This is a genomic window from Streptomyces sp. NBRC 109706, from assembly GCF_000974485.1.
In the GTDB taxonomy this organism is placed as follows: domain Bacteria; phylum Actinomycetota; class Actinomycetes; order Streptomycetales; family Streptomycetaceae; genus Streptomyces.
In genome coordinates this window covers 282,071-297,874 of the sequence record NZ_BBOM01000009.1, presented here as the reverse complement: position 1 = coordinate 297,874, position 15,804 = coordinate 282,071, and the positions used below count along the sequence as shown (strand labels likewise).

Annotated in this window: 16 protein-coding genes; 14 read left to right on the top strand and 2 right to left on the bottom strand. The window is 72.3% G+C overall.

All coding sequences use genetic code 11. The features are described from left to right. Nucleotides 1-181: 181 nt before the first annotated feature. On the top strand, nucleotides 182-652 hold the full coding sequence (locus AOM46_RS20830) for an SRPBCC family protein (protein ID WP_062214091.1): 471 nt from the start codon (nucleotides 182-184) through the stop codon (nucleotides 650-652). A 45-nt stretch (nucleotides 653-697) separates the two neighbouring features. On the opposite strand, the gene AOM46_RS20825 is transcribed toward AOM46_RS20830, so the two are convergent. Further along, complete coding sequence (locus AOM46_RS20825; RefSeq protein WP_062214090.1) at nucleotides 698-1,492, bottom strand: NAD(P)H-dependent oxidoreductase; 795 nt, start codon at nucleotides 1,490-1,492, stop codon at nucleotides 698-700. Nucleotides 1,493-1,617: 125 nt separating this feature from the next. Between AOM46_RS20825 and AOM46_RS20820 the strand changes: the two genes are divergently transcribed. The 12 genes from AOM46_RS20820 to AOM46_RS20765 all read left to right on the top strand — a co-directional run bounded on the left by AOM46_RS20820 (nucleotide 1,618) and on the right by AOM46_RS20765 (nucleotide 13,610). Then, nucleotides 1,618-2,514, top strand: a complete 897-nt coding sequence (locus tag AOM46_RS20820) for a helix-turn-helix domain-containing protein (protein ID WP_062214089.1) — start codon at nucleotides 1,618-1,620, stop codon at nucleotides 2,512-2,514. A gap of 23 nt (nucleotides 2,515-2,537) precedes the next feature. Continuing rightward, complete coding sequence (locus tag AOM46_RS20815) at nucleotides 2,538-3,374, top strand: M55 family metallopeptidase (RefSeq protein WP_062214088.1); 837 nt, start codon at nucleotides 2,538-2,540, stop codon at nucleotides 3,372-3,374. Beyond that, nucleotides 3,367-4,761, top strand: a complete 1,395-nt coding sequence (locus AOM46_RS20810) for a M20/M25/M40 family metallo-hydrolase (RefSeq protein WP_062214087.1) — start codon at nucleotides 3,367-3,369, stop codon at nucleotides 4,759-4,761. Before AOM46_RS20815 ends, AOM46_RS20810 begins: the two co-directional genes overlap by 8 nt. Nucleotides 4,762-4,815: 54 nt before the next feature. Next, a complete protein-coding gene (locus AOM46_RS20805; protein WP_062214086.1) occupies nucleotides 4,816-6,828 on the top strand; it encodes a prolyl oligopeptidase family serine peptidase in 2,013 nt (670 codons plus the stop codon). Nucleotides 6,829-6,960: 132 nt separating this feature from the next. Then, nucleotides 6,961-7,377, top strand: coding sequence for a CBS domain-containing protein (locus AOM46_RS20800; protein ID WP_062214393.1), 417 nt, complete (start codon nucleotides 6,961-6,963; stop codon nucleotides 7,375-7,377). An 80-nt stretch (nucleotides 7,378-7,457) separates the two neighbouring features. Beyond that, the gene (locus AOM46_RS20795) at nucleotides 7,458-7,682 is read left to right on the top strand and encodes a DUF1049 domain-containing protein (protein WP_062214085.1); all 225 of its coding nucleotides are present in this window, start codon (nucleotides 7,458-7,460) and stop codon (nucleotides 7,680-7,682) included. Nucleotides 7,683-7,988: 306 nt separating this feature from the next. After that, nucleotides 7,989-8,750, top strand: a complete 762-nt coding sequence (locus tag AOM46_RS20790; RefSeq protein ID WP_062214084.1) for a DeoR/GlpR family DNA-binding transcription regulator — start codon at nucleotides 7,989-7,991, stop codon at nucleotides 8,748-8,750. A 92-nt stretch (nucleotides 8,751-8,842) separates the two neighbouring features. Then, nucleotides 8,843-10,198, top strand: coding sequence for a sugar ABC transporter substrate-binding protein (locus AOM46_RS20785; protein ID WP_062214083.1), 1,356 nt, complete (start codon nucleotides 8,843-8,845; stop codon nucleotides 10,196-10,198). Next, the gene (locus AOM46_RS20780) at nucleotides 10,198-11,187 is read left to right on the top strand and encodes a carbohydrate ABC transporter permease (RefSeq protein ID WP_062214082.1); all 990 of its coding nucleotides are present in this window, start codon (nucleotides 10,198-10,200) and stop codon (nucleotides 11,185-11,187) included. The genes AOM46_RS20785 and AOM46_RS20780 overlap by 1 nt, the downstream gene beginning before the upstream one ends. Then, the gene (locus AOM46_RS20775; RefSeq protein ID WP_062214081.1) at nucleotides 11,184-12,044 is read left to right on the top strand and encodes a carbohydrate ABC transporter permease; all 861 of its coding nucleotides are present in this window, start codon (nucleotides 11,184-11,186) and stop codon (nucleotides 12,042-12,044) included. Before AOM46_RS20780 ends, AOM46_RS20775 begins: the two co-directional genes overlap by 4 nt. After that, nucleotides 12,041-13,030 (top strand): zinc-dependent alcohol dehydrogenase family protein, encoded by a 990-nt coding sequence (locus tag AOM46_RS20770; protein WP_062214080.1) that lies wholly within the window; start codon nucleotides 12,041-12,043, stop codon nucleotides 13,028-13,030. Before AOM46_RS20775 ends, AOM46_RS20770 begins: the two co-directional genes overlap by 4 nt. A gap of 97 nt (nucleotides 13,031-13,127) precedes the next feature. Continuing rightward, on the top strand, nucleotides 13,128-13,610 hold the full coding sequence (locus AOM46_RS20765) for a DUF1772 domain-containing protein (RefSeq protein ID WP_062214079.1): 483 nt from the start codon (nucleotides 13,128-13,130) through the stop codon (nucleotides 13,608-13,610). A 21-nt stretch (nucleotides 13,611-13,631) separates the two neighbouring features. On the opposite strand, the gene AOM46_RS20760 is transcribed toward AOM46_RS20765, so the two are convergent. Next, a complete protein-coding gene (locus AOM46_RS20760; protein ID WP_062214078.1) occupies nucleotides 13,632-14,447 on the bottom strand; it encodes a methyltransferase domain-containing protein in 816 nt (271 codons plus the stop codon). 146 nt (nucleotides 14,448-14,593) lie between these two features. Between AOM46_RS20760 and AOM46_RS20755 the strand changes: the two genes are divergently transcribed. Further along, the gene (locus tag AOM46_RS20755) at nucleotides 14,594-15,634 is read left to right on the top strand and encodes an MBL fold metallo-hydrolase (RefSeq protein WP_062214077.1); all 1,041 of its coding nucleotides are present in this window, start codon (nucleotides 14,594-14,596) and stop codon (nucleotides 15,632-15,634) included. The last annotated feature ends 170 nt before the right edge of the window (nucleotides 15,635-15,804 follow it).

The window sequence follows — 15,804 nt, the reverse complement described above, 5'->3', positions numbered from 1 at the left end:
CCGCCGTGGACTCGTTAATAGAACACAGGTTCGAAGGCGAGGTGTCAAGCCGATTTGGCCGGGGACGCCCGAAGTGGAAGGCTTGTTGGCGGTTCCATCCGCTCGACGCACCGTCCAACACACCGCCCGACACACGGGTTTGACCGACACACGGGTTCACCGACGCATGGGGAGTGCTCGCATGGCGCAGATCGAGGTTGTCGCACGCCGGGAGATCGCGGCGCGGCCGGAGGAGGTGTATGCCGCCCTCGCCGACTTCCAGGAGGTCCACCCGCGGCTGTTGCCCGAGGAGTTCACCGACTACGAGGTGCGCGAGGGCGGTCACGGCGCGGGCACCGTGGTCTTCCTGAAGCTGCACGCCACCAGGAAGCGGGTCCGCTCCTGCCTGCTGGAGATCTCCGAGCCGGAGGAACGCACCCTGGTGGAGACCGACCGCGAGTCCACCCTGGTCACCACCTGGACCACGGCCCCGGCCACCGCCGAGGGCCGCGCCGAGGAGACGGATGTGACCGTCCGCACGGTCTGGGAGGGGTCGGGCGGCATCGGCGGCTTCTTCGAGAAGACCTTCGCGCCCCGGGTGCTCAAGGGCGTCTACGAGCGGCTGCTCGCCAACCTCGCGGCCGAGGTGGAGCGGGACAACCAGCCCTCCTGAACGAAGAGCCGGGGGCGGGCGGCACCGCCCGCCCCCGGGCCCGCCCTAGCCGAGGTGCAGCCCCATCCCCGCCGCCCCTGGACGCCGCTCCCGGCCCGTACGCAGCACCAGATCCCTGGTGTAGTCCTCGTCGCGCAGGCTCAGATAGGGCAGGGGAGGCTCGGAGAAGAGCCCGGCCAACCGCTCCCGGTAGGCGGCGGTCACCCGCGCGTACCCCTCCTCGTCCAGTTCGGGCGCGCCATACACCGGGAACGGCTCCAGCACCGCGAGCCCGGTGAAGAACAACACCCCGTGCTGGAGCGGATAGAGCACATCGGCCAGCGGGCCGTTGATGCCCCGCGCGGAGAACGAGGGCTCGTCGGCGCCGATGGTCACCGAGAGCAGCGCCCGGCGTCCGGCCAGGGTGCCTTCGCCGTACTTGGGCATCGAGCTGTCGCCGTAGCCGAAGCCGGCGGTGAACACCCGGTCGAACCAGCCCTTGAGGATGGCCGGCATCGAGAACCACCAGAGCGGGAACTGGAACACCACCGCGTCCGCCCAGCGCAGCTTCTCCTGCTCGGCCACCACATCGGCGGTCAACGTACCGGCGTCGAAGGCCCGTTCGGACACCCCCATCACATCGAGCCGTTCGGCGGGGTCATGTCCCGGGAAGTCGTCGCCGTCGACCGTGGCCTTCCACTTCATCGCGTGGAGGTCGGAGGTCCGCACCCGATGGCCGGCGGCGCGCAGCTCCGCCTCGGCGAAGGCGGCGAGCGAGGCGGTCAGCGAACGGGGCTCCGGATGGGCATGGACGATCAACACCTTGCGGCCGGTCCCGGCCGCGCTGTCATGCGTGGTCATGCCCCAGTTCTCGCAGCTCGGCCAGGGCGCAGCCAGAGCCCGGCGCGACCGGAGGACCGGCGTTCCTGGGACCGGCGGTCCCACCCTCGCGGAGGCCGCGTCGCCTCCGGCGCGATACTGGAGCCATGGCGGCGGACAGACTCAGGGACAGCGGCCGGGAGTTGGGGGCCTTTCTCCAGGCGCGCCGGGCGCGGATCGCCCCGGAGAGCGTGGGCGTCGACGGCGGGCGTCGCCGTCGGGTGAGCGGCCTGCGCCGCGAGGAGCTGGCCCGGCTCGCCGGGATCAGCGTCGACTACTACGTGCGGCTGGAGCAGGGCCGCGCCAACCAGCCGTCCCCCGAGGTGCTGGACGCGCTGGCCAGGGCGCTGCGCCTGGACCACACCGCCCGCGCCCATCTGACCGCGCTGGCCGGCCGGCCGCGCGCCACCGCCCCGCGCCCCGCGCCCTCGCCGGGACCGATCAGGGCCGAGCTGCGCCGGGTGCTGGACGGGCTGGCCGGGCTGCCGGCCGTGGTGCTCGACGAGCGGCTGCAGCTGCTCGCCTGGAACGCGCTGGGCTCCGCCCTCTTCGGCGGGCTCGACGAGCCGGCCGTCAGGGACCGCAACCAGGCGCGTCACCTCTTCCTCGACCCGTCCGCCGGGGAGACCTTCCCCGACTGGCCGGACCGCCGCCAGGAGGTGGTGGCGCTGCTGCGGCACGCCGTGGGGCGCTACCCCGAGGACGATCAACTCGCCGAGCTGGTCGCGGAGTTGGCCGAGCGCAGCGCCGACTTCAGGACCCGCTGGGCGGCCGGCGACGTGCGGATGTGCGGGGAAGGCAGCAAGCGGTTCGGACACCCCACCGTCGGCCCGCTGGAGCTGGACTACGAGACGCTGCACGTGCCGCCGCTGCCCGGCCGGATGGGGCAGCAGCTCCAGGTGTTCAGCGCCGCCCCCGGCACCCCGGGCGCCGAGGCGCTGCGCCGGCTCGCCGAGGAGGTGAACGGCGCTCGCGGGGGCGCGCGCGATCTGGCTGTGGGCTGAACGCGAAGGTAACGTCTCCCCCCATGACGAAGATCCTTATCTCCGCCGATATGGAGGGGGCCACCGGCGTCACCTGGCCGGCCGACTGCCTGCCCGGCACCCCCGAATGGCAGCGCTGCCGGCCGATGCTCACCTCGGACGTCAACGCCGCCATCGCCGGCTTCCTCGCCGGCGGCGCGGATACGGTCCTCGTCAACGAGGCGCATATGACCATGCGCAATCTGCTCCTCGAACAGCTCGACGACCGGGCCCAGTTGCTCACCGGCCGGCACAAGGACCTCAGCATGGTCGAGGGCGTCCAGCACGGCGACGTGGACGGGATCGCGTTCGTCGGCTACCACACCGGCGCCGGCGCCCCCGGGGTGCTGGCCCACACCTATCTGGGGAACTCCCTCACCGGCGTCTTCGTCGACGGCGTCCGGGCCAGCGAGGGCCTGCTCAACTCGCTGGTCGCCGCCGAGTACGGCACCCCGGTGGTGCTGGTCACCGGGGACGATCTGACCTGCGAGGACGCCAAGGGGTACGCCCCCGGGGCGGTGGGCGTCGCGGTCAAGGACCATGTGTCCCGCTATGCGGCGATCTGCCGCACCCCCGCCCGCACCGCGGCCGATATCACCGAGGGCGCCACCCGGGCCGCCGCGCTCGCGGTGCGGCACCCCCCGGCGGGGCCCAGGCCGCGCACCGTGGAGATCGACTTCGACGCCGAACAGCTGGCCGGCGCCGCCGCCCTGGTGCCCGGCGTGGAACAGACCGCCGAGCGGCGCGTCGCCTATACGGCGCCCACCATGTACGAGGGAATTCGCTGCTTCAAGACGGTCACCACCATGGTGTCCGCCGCCGTGGAGGAATGGTATGGCTGAGCCCCAGGCCCCGACGTCCGCCCAGGCCCCGGCCGCGCCCGAGGCGCCGCCGCATATCGACGCCCGGGCGCTGGACGAGGCGGTGCGCTTCACCTCCGAGCTGATCCGGATCGACACCACCAACCGGGGCGGCGGCGACGGCGTCGAGCGTCCGGCCGCCGAGTACGTCGCCGAGCGTCTTGCCGAAGTCGGCATCGAGCCGACGCTGTTGGAGAAGGCCCAGGGCCGCACCAATGTGGTCGCGCGGATCGAGGGCAGCGATCCCTCGGCCGACGCGCTGCTGGTCCACGGCCATCTGGACGTGGTCCCCGCCGACCCCGACGAATGGCGGGTCCACCCGTTCTCCGGCGAGATCAGCGACGGCGTGGTCTGGGGCCGGGGCGCGGTCGACATGAAGGACGCCGACGCCATGGTTCTCGCCGTGGTGCGCGCTTGGGCGCGCGCCGGCGTGCGCCCCCGGCGCCCCGTGGTGCTGGCCTTCACCGCCGACGAGGAGGACACCGCCTCCTTCGGCTCGGGGTTCCTCGCCGAACAGCACGCCGAGCTGTTCGACGGCTGCACCGAGTCCATCGGCGAGTCCGGCGCCTTCACCTTCCACCCCGGCGACGGCCGCCGCCTCTACCCGCTGGCCGCCGGCGAACGCGGCACCGCCTGGCTCACCCTCACCGCCCAGGGCCGCGCGGGACACGGCTCCAAGATCAACGCGGAGAACGCCGTCACCCGGCTGACGGCCGCCGTCACCAGGATCGGCGAACACCGCTGGCCCGTCCGGCTCGCCCCCACCGTCCGCGCCGGTCTCGCCGAGCTGGCCAGGGTCTACGGGGTGCCGCTGCCCGACCTCGAAGACCCGGACCCCGAACGTCTCGCCACCTCGGTGGACCGGCTGCTCGCCCTGCTGGGGCCGGCCGCCGAACTCCTCGCCCCCACCGTCCGCAACAGCGCCAACCCCACCATGCTGGACGCCGGTTACAAGGTGAACGTGATCCCCGGCAGCGCCGGCGCCCATGTCGACGGCCGGGTACTCCCCGGCACGGAGCGGGAGTTCGCCGCGACGCTGGACCAACTCACCGGGCCCGACGTCGACTGGGACTTCCTGCACCACGAGATCCCCCTCCAGGCCCCGGTGGACGCCCCCACCTACGCCGTGCTCCGCGACGCGCTGCTGCACTTCGACCCGGACGCGAGGGTCATCCCCTACTGCATGTCGGGCGGCACCGACGCCAAGCAGTTCTCCCGGCTCGGCGTCACCAACTACGGCTTCATGCCGCTGCGGCTGCCCGAGGGCTTCGACTACCAGGCGATGTTCCACGGCGTCGACGAGCGGGTGCCGGTCGAGGCGCTGCACTTCGGCACCCGGGCGCTCGACCGGGCGCTGCGCGCACTCTGACTGCCCGACAGCCCGACAGTCCATCAGTCATTGCCATCCGGGAGGACATCGGTCATGCCCCAGGCTCCGTACGGAAGTTGGCCCTCACCCATCGACGCCGCGCTGGTCGCCCAGCACGACGGGCGCCCCGAGGCGCTGGGCGTGGTCGGCGACGAGATCTTGTGGACGGCGCCGCGCCCCGCCGAGGGCGGCCGGCGCGCGCTGCTGCGGCTGCGCCCAGGGGACACCGCGCCGGTCTCCGCGCTGCCGGCGCCCTGGAACGTCCGCAACCGGGTCATCGAGTACGGCGGCTTCCCCTGGGCCGGCACGGCGCGCGCCGAGGGCGGCCCGCTGATCGTCTTCACCGACTTCGCCGACCAGCGCCTGCACGCCCTGGAGCCGGACGCCCCCGGCGGCGCCGCGCCCAGGGTGCTGACCCCGACCTCCGAGGTGGGCGGCGGGCTCCGCTGGTGCGATCCGCTGCTGGTGCCCGAACGCGACGAGGTCTGGTGCGTCCTTGAGGAGTTCACCGGCCCCGGGCCGAGCGATCTGCGCCGGCTGCTGGTCGCCGTGCCGCTGGACGGCTCGGCCGCCGAGGACCGGTCCGCGATAAGGGAGTTGACGGACGACCGGCACCGCTTTGTCACCGGCCCCCGTCGTTCGCCCGACGGCTCCCGGATCGCCTATCTGGCCTGGGACCACCCCCGGATGCCCTGGGACGGCACCGAACTGCTGCTCGCCGAGGTCACGGACGACGGCCGGCTCCGCCCCTCGCGGATCCTCGCCGGCGGCCCGACGGAATCCGTCACCCAGGTCGAATGGGCCCACGACGGCAGCCTGTTGGCGCTCACCGACCGCGAGGGCTGGTGGCAGCCGCACCGGATCGACCCGGACACCGGCACGGTCACCAACCTCTGTGCGAAACAAGAAGAGTTCGGCGACGCGCTCTGGCGGATCGGGCTGCGCTGGATGGTTCCGCTGCCGCACGGTACCATCGCCGTGCTGCACGGTCTCGGCACCTCGCGACTGGCCGTACTCGACCCGGCCACCGGCGAGTTGGCGGACGCCGTCGGCCCCTGGACCGCCTGGTGGCCCTCGCTGGCGGCGGCCGGCGAGCGGGTCGTCGGCATCGCGGCGGGACCGGACCGCGACTACGAGGTGGTCTGTCTCGATACCGCCACCGGCCACTGCCGGGTGCTGGCCGAGCGGCACGAGGACCGGGTCGACCCGGAGCACCACTCCCGGCCGGCGGCCCGGGTCTTCGACGGCCCCGGCGGCCGCGAGGTGCACGCCTGGGTGCATCCGCCGCGCCACCCCGGGTTCACCGGGCCGCCCGGCGCGGCGCCGCCCTATGTGATCTGGGCGCACGGCGGCCCCACCGACCATGTCCCGCTCGCCCTCGATCTGGAGATCGCCTACTTCACCTCGCGCGGCATCGGCGTCGCCGAGGTCAACTACGGCGGCTCCACCGGCTATGGCCGCGCCTACCGCGAGCGGCTGCGCGGCAACTGGGGCGTGGTCGACGTCGAGGACTGCGCCGCCGTGGCCCGTGGCCTGGTCGCCGAGGGCGCCGCCGATCCGGCCCGGCTGGGCATCCGCGGCGGCAGCGCCGGCGGCTACACCGCCGCCGCCTCGCTCACCGACCCGGACACGGCCGACCTCTACGCCGCCGGCGCCATCAGCTATCCGCTGCTGGACATGGTCGGCTGGTCCAGGGACGGCACCCACGATTTCGAGTCGCACTATCTGGAGTCGCTGATCGGCCCGCTGGACGATGTCCCCGACCGCTACCGGGAACGTTCCCCCGTCCACCACGCCGAGCGGATCGTCGCCCCCTTTGTGCTGCTCCAGGGCCTGGACGACCGGATCTGCCGCCCCGAGCAGGCCGAACGGCTGCTGGCGGCGGTGGCCGGCAGGGGGGTGCCGCACGCCTATCTCACCTTCGAGGGCGAGGGCCACGGCTTCCGCCGCGCGGCCACCATCCGCCGCGCCCTGGAGGCCGAACTCGCCCTCTACGTAAGCGCGTTCGGCCTGGACCGGGACGATGTGCCGGAGCTGGACCTGGACGGCGGCCGGGAGGCGCACTGAGAACGGCGCGGCGGACTACGTCACGGGCCGACGGGCGGCTACTCACCCGAATGGCGCAGATGGGGCGAATCGTCGAGCATGGTGGGGAGGCATGAGAACCACCCAACCGAAATGTTCGAGGAGGGACCCCTCATGACCATCGCCGCGGACATCATGAACCCCGGCGCACAGTGGATTCCCGCCACCGAGAGCCTGGACCGGGGCGCGCAGCTGATGCGCGAGCTGGACGTGGGCGCGCTTCCGGTGAGCGACGTCGACGAACGTCTCTGCGGGATCATCACCGACCGTGACATCGTGGTGCGGGTGGTGGCCGCCGGCCACGACCCGGCCAAGGTCACGGCCGGGGACCTGTGCCGGGGCACCCCGCGTTGGATCAACACCATGGCCGAGGTGGACGAGGTGCTCGCCGAGATGGAGACGCACCAGATCCGCCGCCTGCCGGTGATCGACGAGAACAAGCGCCTGGCCGGCATGATCAGCGAGGCCGATCTGGCCCGGGTGCTGAGCGACGACCAGCTCGCCGAGTTCGTCGAACGCGTCTACGCCTGAGCGCGCCCCGAGCGCCCTGGCGGCCGTCCCCCTTCCCGGCTCGGCGGGCGGACGGCCGCCTTCGCTCTCATCCTGGGGTCATGACCACCAGGACGAGAGCCCCACGGACCAACGAGTTCTTCACTCCCGGCCGGATCATCATGCTGGTGATCGCCGTGCTGACGCTGATCTTCATCTTCGGCAACACCCGCCAGACCAGGATCAGGCTGTTGATCCCCGAGGTCACCATGCCGCTCTGGCTGGCGCTGCTCTTCACCCTCGCCATCGGCGCCCTCTGCGGCGTCTACGCCGCCAGACGCCGCTGACCCGTCCGCGCCGTCCGCGCCGTCCGCACCGACGCGGCCGTTGCTGCGCCCGCTCGGGCAGTTTCCGGGCGTCCGGGCCCCGAGCGGGCTGAGGCTGGCCGGAAACGGGCGAGCCGGGCGGCGTCCGCGCCCCGCCGCGCGCCGCTGAGCTGCGCCGTCCACCCGCCGCCCGGCGCAAACAACGGGCACAACCGGGCATGATCCTGAGCAGTTGCCCTCTGTTCGACGCCGCTCTCCGACGGTACAAATCTCCGTACGGGCCCATTCGGGCACAGCTGGGAGAGACCGGACCGTCGTGGAGGCAGAGTGACCGCGGTAGAGCGTCAGCGCGCCATCGTCCATGCGGCGCGGCGCGCGGGTTCCGTCGAGGTCGCGGAGCTGGCCAGGGAGTTGCGGGTGGCGCGGGAGACCGTCCGCCGCGATCTGCGGGTGCTGGAGGCGCACGGGCTGCTGCGCCGCACCCATGGCGGCGCCTACCCGGTGGAGAGCGCCGGGTTCGAGACCACCCTGGCGGCGCGCTCCACCCGCCATGTGCCGGAGAAGCGGCGCATCGCGGCGGCCGCGGCCGAGCTGGTCGGCGACGCCGAGACCATCTTCGTCGACGAGGGCTACACCCCGCAGCTGATCGCCGAATGCCTGCCGCGTGACCGCCGACTCACCCTGGTCACCGCCTCCCTGGCGGTGGCCAGTTCGATGGCGCAGGTCAGCGAGTTCTCGGTGCTGCTGCTCGGCGGGCGGGTCAGGGAGGCGACGCTGGCCACCGTGGACAGCTGGACCACCAAGATGCTCGCCGGCTTCGTCATCGACCTCGGCTTCATCGGCGCCAACAGCATCTCCAGGGAACACGGCCTCACCACCCCCGACCCGGCCGTCGCCGAGGTGAAACGGCAGGCGGTGCTGGCCTCCAGGCGCCGCGTCTTCGCCGGTATCCACACCAAGTTCGGCGCCGCCAGCTTCTGCCGCTTCGCCGAGGTCTCCGACTTCGACACCATCGTCACCAGCGTGCGTCTCCCGGCAGCCGAGGCCCACCGCTATCTCCATCAGGGGCCCCAGGTCATCCGCGTCTGACCCGGCGCCCCGCCCGATCCCGCCAACCACCCACCCCCGCCTCGCGGGTGGGGTGATCCCGCACGGCCTCCACCACCTCAGGAGTACCCCACATGTCCCCTTCGTCCCGACGCACCCGGTGCGCCCTGGCCGTCGCCATGGCGGCCGGACTGCTGGTCACCTCCTGCTCCGGAGCCGGCGGCTCCGGCTCGTCCGACGGCGACAGCATCAACGTCCTGATGGTCAACAACCCCCAGATGACCCAGCTCCAGCAGCTGACGGCCGAACACTTCACCGAACAGAGCGGCATCGACGTCAACTTCACCGTCCTGCCGGAGAACGAGGTCAGGGACAAGATCAGCCAGGACTTCGCCAACCAGTCCGGCCAGTACGACGTCGCCACCATCTCCAACTACGAGACCCCCATCTACGCCGGCAACGACTGGCTGCACTCGCTCGACGACTATCTCGCCGACGACGCCGACTACGCCGTGGACGACATCCTGGAACCCATCCAGACCTCCCTCACCGGCGCGGACGGCAGCGTCTACGCCCAGCCGTTCTACGGCGAGTCGTCGTTCCTGATGTACCGCACCGACGTGTTCGAGGAACACGGACTGACCATGCCGGACCGCCCCACCTGGACCGAGGTCGCCGACTTCGCCGCCACGATCGACGGCGCCGAGGCCGAGATGAAGGGCATCTGCCTGCGTGGGCTGCCCGGTTGGGGCGAGGTCATCGCGCCGCTGACCACCGTCGTCAACACCTTCGGCGGCACCTGGTTCCACGCCGACTGGCAGGCCGGGCTCACCGACCCCGAGTTCGTCGAGGCGGTCGGGTTCTATGTGGACCTGGTCCGCGAGCACGGGGAGTCGGGCGCCGCCCAGGCCGGCTACGCCGAATGCCTCAACAACATGGTCCAGGGCAACACCGCCATGTGGTACGACGCCACCGCCGGCGCCGGCTCCCTGGAGGCCGAGGACTCCCCGGTGCGCGGCCGGATCGGCTATGTCGCCGCGCCCGTCGAGCAGACCGACAGCTCCGGCTGGCTCTACACCTGGGCCTGGGGCATCCAGAAGGCATCCGACAACGCCGACGCCGCCTGGGAGTTCATCTCCTGGGCGTCCAGCGCCGAGTACGAGGAACTGGTCGGCGAAACCCTCGGCTGGGAGAACGTCCCCGCCGGCAAGCGCTCCTCCACCTACGACAACCCGGACTACCAGCAGGCCGCCGCCGCGTTCTACGAGGTGACCAGGGACGCCATCAACGAGGCCGACCCGATCAGCCCCGGCGTGCAGGAACGCCCCGCGCCCGGCGTGCAGTTCGTCGGCATCCCCGAGTTCGCCGACCTCGGCACCCGGGTCTCCCAGGAGATCAGCGGCGCCATCGCGGGACAGCAGAGCGTCGAGGACGCCCTGACCGCCTCGCAGCGGCTCGCCGACGAGGTCGCCGAGAGGTACCGCGACTGATGGCCGGCCGCCTCCGAAGCGGCGGTCCCGGGACCGGACCCGCGCACGACGCCGTCGGGCCGCGCCGTCCCCAGCGGACGCCGGCCCGCGGCGGGAACCGGGCCAGGGCCTGGTCCACCAGGGCGCCGCTGCTGCCCGCGCTGGTGTTCCTCATCCTGGTCACCCAACTCCCCTTCGCCGCCACCCTGGTGATCTCCCTCTTCGAGTGGAACGCCCTCTACCCCGACGAACGCGCCTTCACCGGATTCGACAACTACGACACGGTGCTCGGCGAAGCCAGCCTGCGCCGCGCCGTGTTCACCACCGCGCTGCTCACCGCGACGGTGGTCATCGTCAGCCTGCTGCTCGGCCTCGCCCTGGCGCTGCTGCTCGACCGCCGCTTCCGGGGGCGCGGCCTGGTCCGCACCATGACCATCACCCCGTTTCTGCTGGTGCCGGTCGCCGCCGCGCTGATGTGGAAGCATCTGCTGTTCAACCCCGAATACGGCCTGCTCAACGGCCTGTTGGGGAAGTTCGGCGATCTGTTCGGCTTCACCGCGCCGCAGCCCGACTGGATCTCGGAGATGCCGCTGCTGGCCGTCGAGGTCTCGCTGATCTGGCAGTGGACCCCGTTCATGATGCTGATCCTGCTCGCCGGGCTGCAGAGCCGACCGCCGGAACTCGCCGAGGCGGCCCGGATCGACGGCGCCGGGGACTGGCAGATCTTCCGCCATCTCACCCTGCCGCACCTGCGGCGCTACCTCGAACTCGGCGCCCTGCTCGGCTCGATCTACATTGTGCAGAACTTCGACGCCGTCTTCACCCTCACCGGCGGCGCCCTGGACACCGCCAACCTCCCCTATGTCATCTACCGCGAGTTCTACCAGGCGCAGGACTACGGCGTGGCCTCGGCCGCCGGCGTGCTGGTGGTGCTCGGCTCCATCGGCATCGCCGTGTTCGCGCTGCGCGTGGTGTCCTCGCTCTTCCGAGAGGAGGGCAGCCGAGGATGACCTCCCCGACGTCCACCGGCTCCCGCGCCAGGCCACGTTCCGCCAAGGGCGCGCTGCTCGGCCTGCTGGCCTGGTTCGCCGGCCTGGTCTTCTTCCTGCCGGTCGCCTGGATGGTGCTGACCTCCTTCCACGCCGAGTCCGACGCGGCCAGCAACCCGCCGGCGCTCACCGCGCCCCTCACCCTGGACGGCTACCGGGAGTTCTTCGGCGCCTCCTCCGGCACCGACCCCTGGCCGCCGCTGATCAACTCGCTGACCGCCTCGCTGGTGTCCACCGCACTGGTGCTGCTGCTGGCGCTGCCGGCCGCCTACGCGCTCTCCATCCGGCCGGTGAAGAAGTGGCGGGACGTGCTGTTCTTCTTCCTCTCCACCAAGATGCTGCCCGTGGTCGCCGGGCTGCTGCCCATCTATCTCTTCGCCAAGAACACCGGACTGCTCGACAACATCTGGCTGTTGGTCCTCCTCTACACCTCCATGAACCTGCCGATCGCGGTGTGGATGCTGCAGTCCTTCCTCGCCGAGGTGCCGGTCTCGGTGATCGAGGCGGCCCAACTCGACGGCGCCAGGCTGCCGGTGGTGCTCGGCCGGGTGATCGCCCCCATCGTGCTGCCCGGCATCGCCGCCACCGCGCTGATCTGCTTCATCTTCAGCTGGAACGAACTGCTCTTCGCCCGGGTGCTCACCGGGGTCGTCGCCGAGACCGCGCCGGTCTTCCTCACCAGCTTCATCACCAGCCAGGGCCTGTTCCTCGCCCAGCTGTCCGCCGCCGCCATCGCCATCTCACTGCCGGTGCTCGCCGCCGGCTTCGCCGCCCAGGACAAACTCGTCCAGGGCCTGTCGCTAGGAGCCGTCAAGTGAAAGCCGCCCTGATCGAGTCCGTCGGCACGGTCACCGTCACCACCGTGCCCGACCCGACCCCGGGCCCCCGCGAGGTGGTGGTGAAGGTCGCCGCCTGCGGGCTCTGCGGTACCGACCTGCACATCAGGCAGGGCGAGTTCGCGCCGACGCTGCCCGTGGTGCCGGGCCACGAGTTCGCCGGCGAGGTGATCGCGGTGGGCCGCGACGTCCACGAACGCGCCGTCGGCGAACGGGTCGCCGTCGACCCCTCCCTCTACTGTCACGAGTGCCGCTACTGCCGCACCGGCCACAGCAACCTCTGCGACCGGTGGGCCGCCATCGGCGTCACCGTCGCCGGCGGCGCCGCCGAGTACGCGGTCGCGCCCGTCGCCAACTGCGTGCCGCTGCCCGACCATGTCGCCACCGAGGACGCGGCGTTGATCGAACCGCTGTCCTGCGCGGTGCGCGGCTACGACGTGCTGCGCTCCACGCTCGGCGCCCGGGTGCTGATCTACGGCTCCGGCACCATGGGCCTGATGATGCTGGAACTGGCCAAACGGACCGGCGCCAGCGCCGTCGACGTGGTCGACATCAACCCCGAACGACTCGCCACCGCCGGCCGGTTGGGCTGCTCCAACACGGCCGGGAACGCCGACGAGCTGGACCGCCCGCAGGGCTGGGACATCGTGGTGGACGCGACGGGCAACGCCGCCGCCATCCAGGACGGCATCGGCCGGGTCGCCAAGGCCGGCACCTTCCTCCAGTTCGGCGTCGCCGACTACGCCACCACCGCCACCATCGAGCCCTACCGCATCTACAACCAGGAGATCACCATCACCGGTTCGATGGCCGTGCTGCACAGCTACGAGCGGGCCGCCGAACTCTTCGCCACCGGCGTCCTCGACCCGGGCGTCTTCATCAGCGACCGGCTGCCGCTGGACGACTACCCGGCCGCCCTCGACCGCTTCGCCGCCGGCCTCGGACGAAAGATCGTGGTCCGCCCCTGAGCCCGCCCCGCCGCCCGGCCGGGGCGAGACGCTGGCTTATGCGGTCGAGAGCGTGGCCGATGGGCGGCGCCCGGGCGGTGTCGGTTCACTGGGGGGCATGACCACTCTGGCCCTGCTCGGCGCACTGCTCACCCTGGTACTGGCGGCGGTCGTCGCCGGCACGTTCTTCGCCTTCTCCGTCTCCGTGCTCCCCGGGTTGAACACCCTGGAGCCCGAGCAGGCGGTCGCGTCCATGCGGGCGATGAACGCCAGGATCCTCAACCCGCTCTTCCTCACGTCCTTCACCGCGATCCCGCTGACGGCGATCGCGACCGCCGTCGCCCTGCTGGCCCTCGGCCACCGGGCGGCGGCGTTCGTCTTTGTCGCCGCCGGGGTCAGCTATGCGGTGGGCGCCTTTCTGCCCACCGTGGCGGTCAACGTCCCCCTCAACGAGGCCCTGGCCAACGGCACCGCCGACCCCGCCACCCTCTGGCACGACTTCGCCCCCCGCTGGACCCGCTTCAACGCCCTGCGCACCGCCTTCGGCACGGCCACCGTGCTGCTGTCGGGACTCGGCCTCTTCCTCTGGCGCAGGGGTTGACCACGACCGGGGGTGGCCGCCCTAGGGTCGGCAGAGCAGTTCGCCGTGCGGGACGAGGAACCAGCCGTCCGGGTCCGCGCCCCAGGCGTGCCACGCCTCGGCGGTGGCGCGCAGCTCCTCGGCCGTGGCATGGCCGCCGGCCAGGGCGAGATCGGCGAACGAGGAGTCGGTGGTCCGCTCCGCCCACAGGCCGCTCCACCAGGCGCGGTCGGCCTCGCTCGCGAAACACCAGGCGGTGGCCGAGGCGGTGACCTCGGCGAAGCCGGCCTCCCGCGCCCAGGCGACGAGCCTTCGCCCCGCGTCCGGCTCGCCGCCCTCCGCCCGCGCCACCCGCCGGTAGCGGTCCAACCAGCCGTCGAGACCCGGGTGTTCGGGGTACCACGTCATGGCCGCGTAGTCGGCGTCCCGGACCGCGACCACGCCGCCCGGCCGGCAGACTCGGCGCATCTCGCGCAGCGCCCGCACCGGATCGGCCAGATGCTGCAGCACCTGATGGGCGTGGACCACGTCGAAGGAGTCGTCCTCGAAGTCCAGCGCATGGGCGTCGGCGGTGTCGAAACGGATGCCGGTGAGGCCCCGGGACTCCGCCTCGGCCCGGGCCGTCGCCAGGATGGCGGGCGCGTGGTCCACGGCGGTCACCTGCCCGGGGGCCACCCGCGCGGCGAGGTCGGCGGTCAGCGTGCCGGGGCCGCAGCCGAGGTCCAACAGGGCCTGTCCCGGGCGGAGTTCGGGCAGCAGATAGGCGGCGGAGTTCGCCGCGGTCCGCCACCGGTGGGAGCGCAGCACCGAGGTGTGGTGCCCATGGACATAACGGGACTCCGGATGCGTCTTCGACATGCCCCACACCCTCCTCCCGTCTCAGATCCCGGTCAATATCGTTTCGCATCATGGACACCGTCACTGGATCGGCCCACTCGCCCCGGCCGCCCGGATGGCCGCCACGCATGGCCGTGTTGCGCTGAAAGCGTGAGATGGGAGGCCCCATGACCGACCGGACGGAACCAACCGAGCGGCCCCGTCCTGCCACCGGCGCCGATCCGGCGGAACGGCAGGCGACCCCGCCGCGTCCGCTGTTCCAGCGGCGGCCCTGGCCGCGCGGCTTCGCCGAACGGCTCACCGACCCGTTGCCCGGGCTTCGCCCGATGCTGCGCGCCGTGCGGCAGGGCGCGCTCCGCCCCGGCGCCTCGGCCCGCTACGCCGCGGCCGGGCTCCCGTTCGCGCCCGAGCCGGTGCCGGACGTCGGGCCCGACACCGTGGCCGTCAGCTGGGCCGGACACGCCAGCTGGATCATCCGCATCGGCGGGCTGACCGTGCTCACCGACCCCGTCTGGTCCCGCAAGATCCTCGGCACCCCGCCCCGGCTCACCCCGGTCGGCGTGCCCTGGAACGAGCTGCCGCCGGTGGACGCCGTGGTGATCTCCCACAACCACTACGACCATCTCGACGCGCCCACCCTCAAACGGCTGCCCCGGCTCACCCCGCTCTTCGTGCCGGCCGCCCTCGGCGACTGGTTCCGCCGCCGGGGCTTCAACCAGGTGACCGAGCTGGACTGGTGGGAGGCCGCCGAACTCCCGGCCGCCGGCGGCCCGGTGCGCTTCGACTTCGTCCCCGCCCACCACTGGTCACGGCGCGGACTGCTGGACACCTGCCGCTCCCTCTGGGGCGGTTGGGTCCTCACCGACGGCGCGGGGCAACGGGTCTACTTCGCCGGGGACAGCGGCTACGGCCACTGGTTCGCCGAGATAGGCGCCCGCTGTCCCGGCATCGATCTGGCCCTTCTCCCGATCGGCGCCTATGCCCCGCCCTGGCTCCTCCGCCCGGTGCACACCGACCCCGAGGAGGCCGTTCGCGCCTGCCACGACCTGGGCGCGGCACTGATGGCGCCGATGCACTGGGGCACGTTCTCGCTCTCCGCCGAACCCCCGCTGGAGCCGCTGGTCCGGGTCCGCGCGGCCTGGCGCGCGGCCGGCCGCGCGCCCGAGGACCTCTGGGATCTGCCCATCGGCGGCAGCCGCGTCCTCTAGAACCCGCCGCCGGGACCTGCCGCGCCCCCGCCGTCCGTTCCGGGCGGCGGGGGCTTCGGCGTTCCCGCCGTTCCCCCGGAACTACCCGAAGGGGTAACGCGATCGGCGGCCGCTCCTTCCTAGACTCCAGGTCCCAACGGCCCACGGCTAACGGCCACGGCTAACGGCTA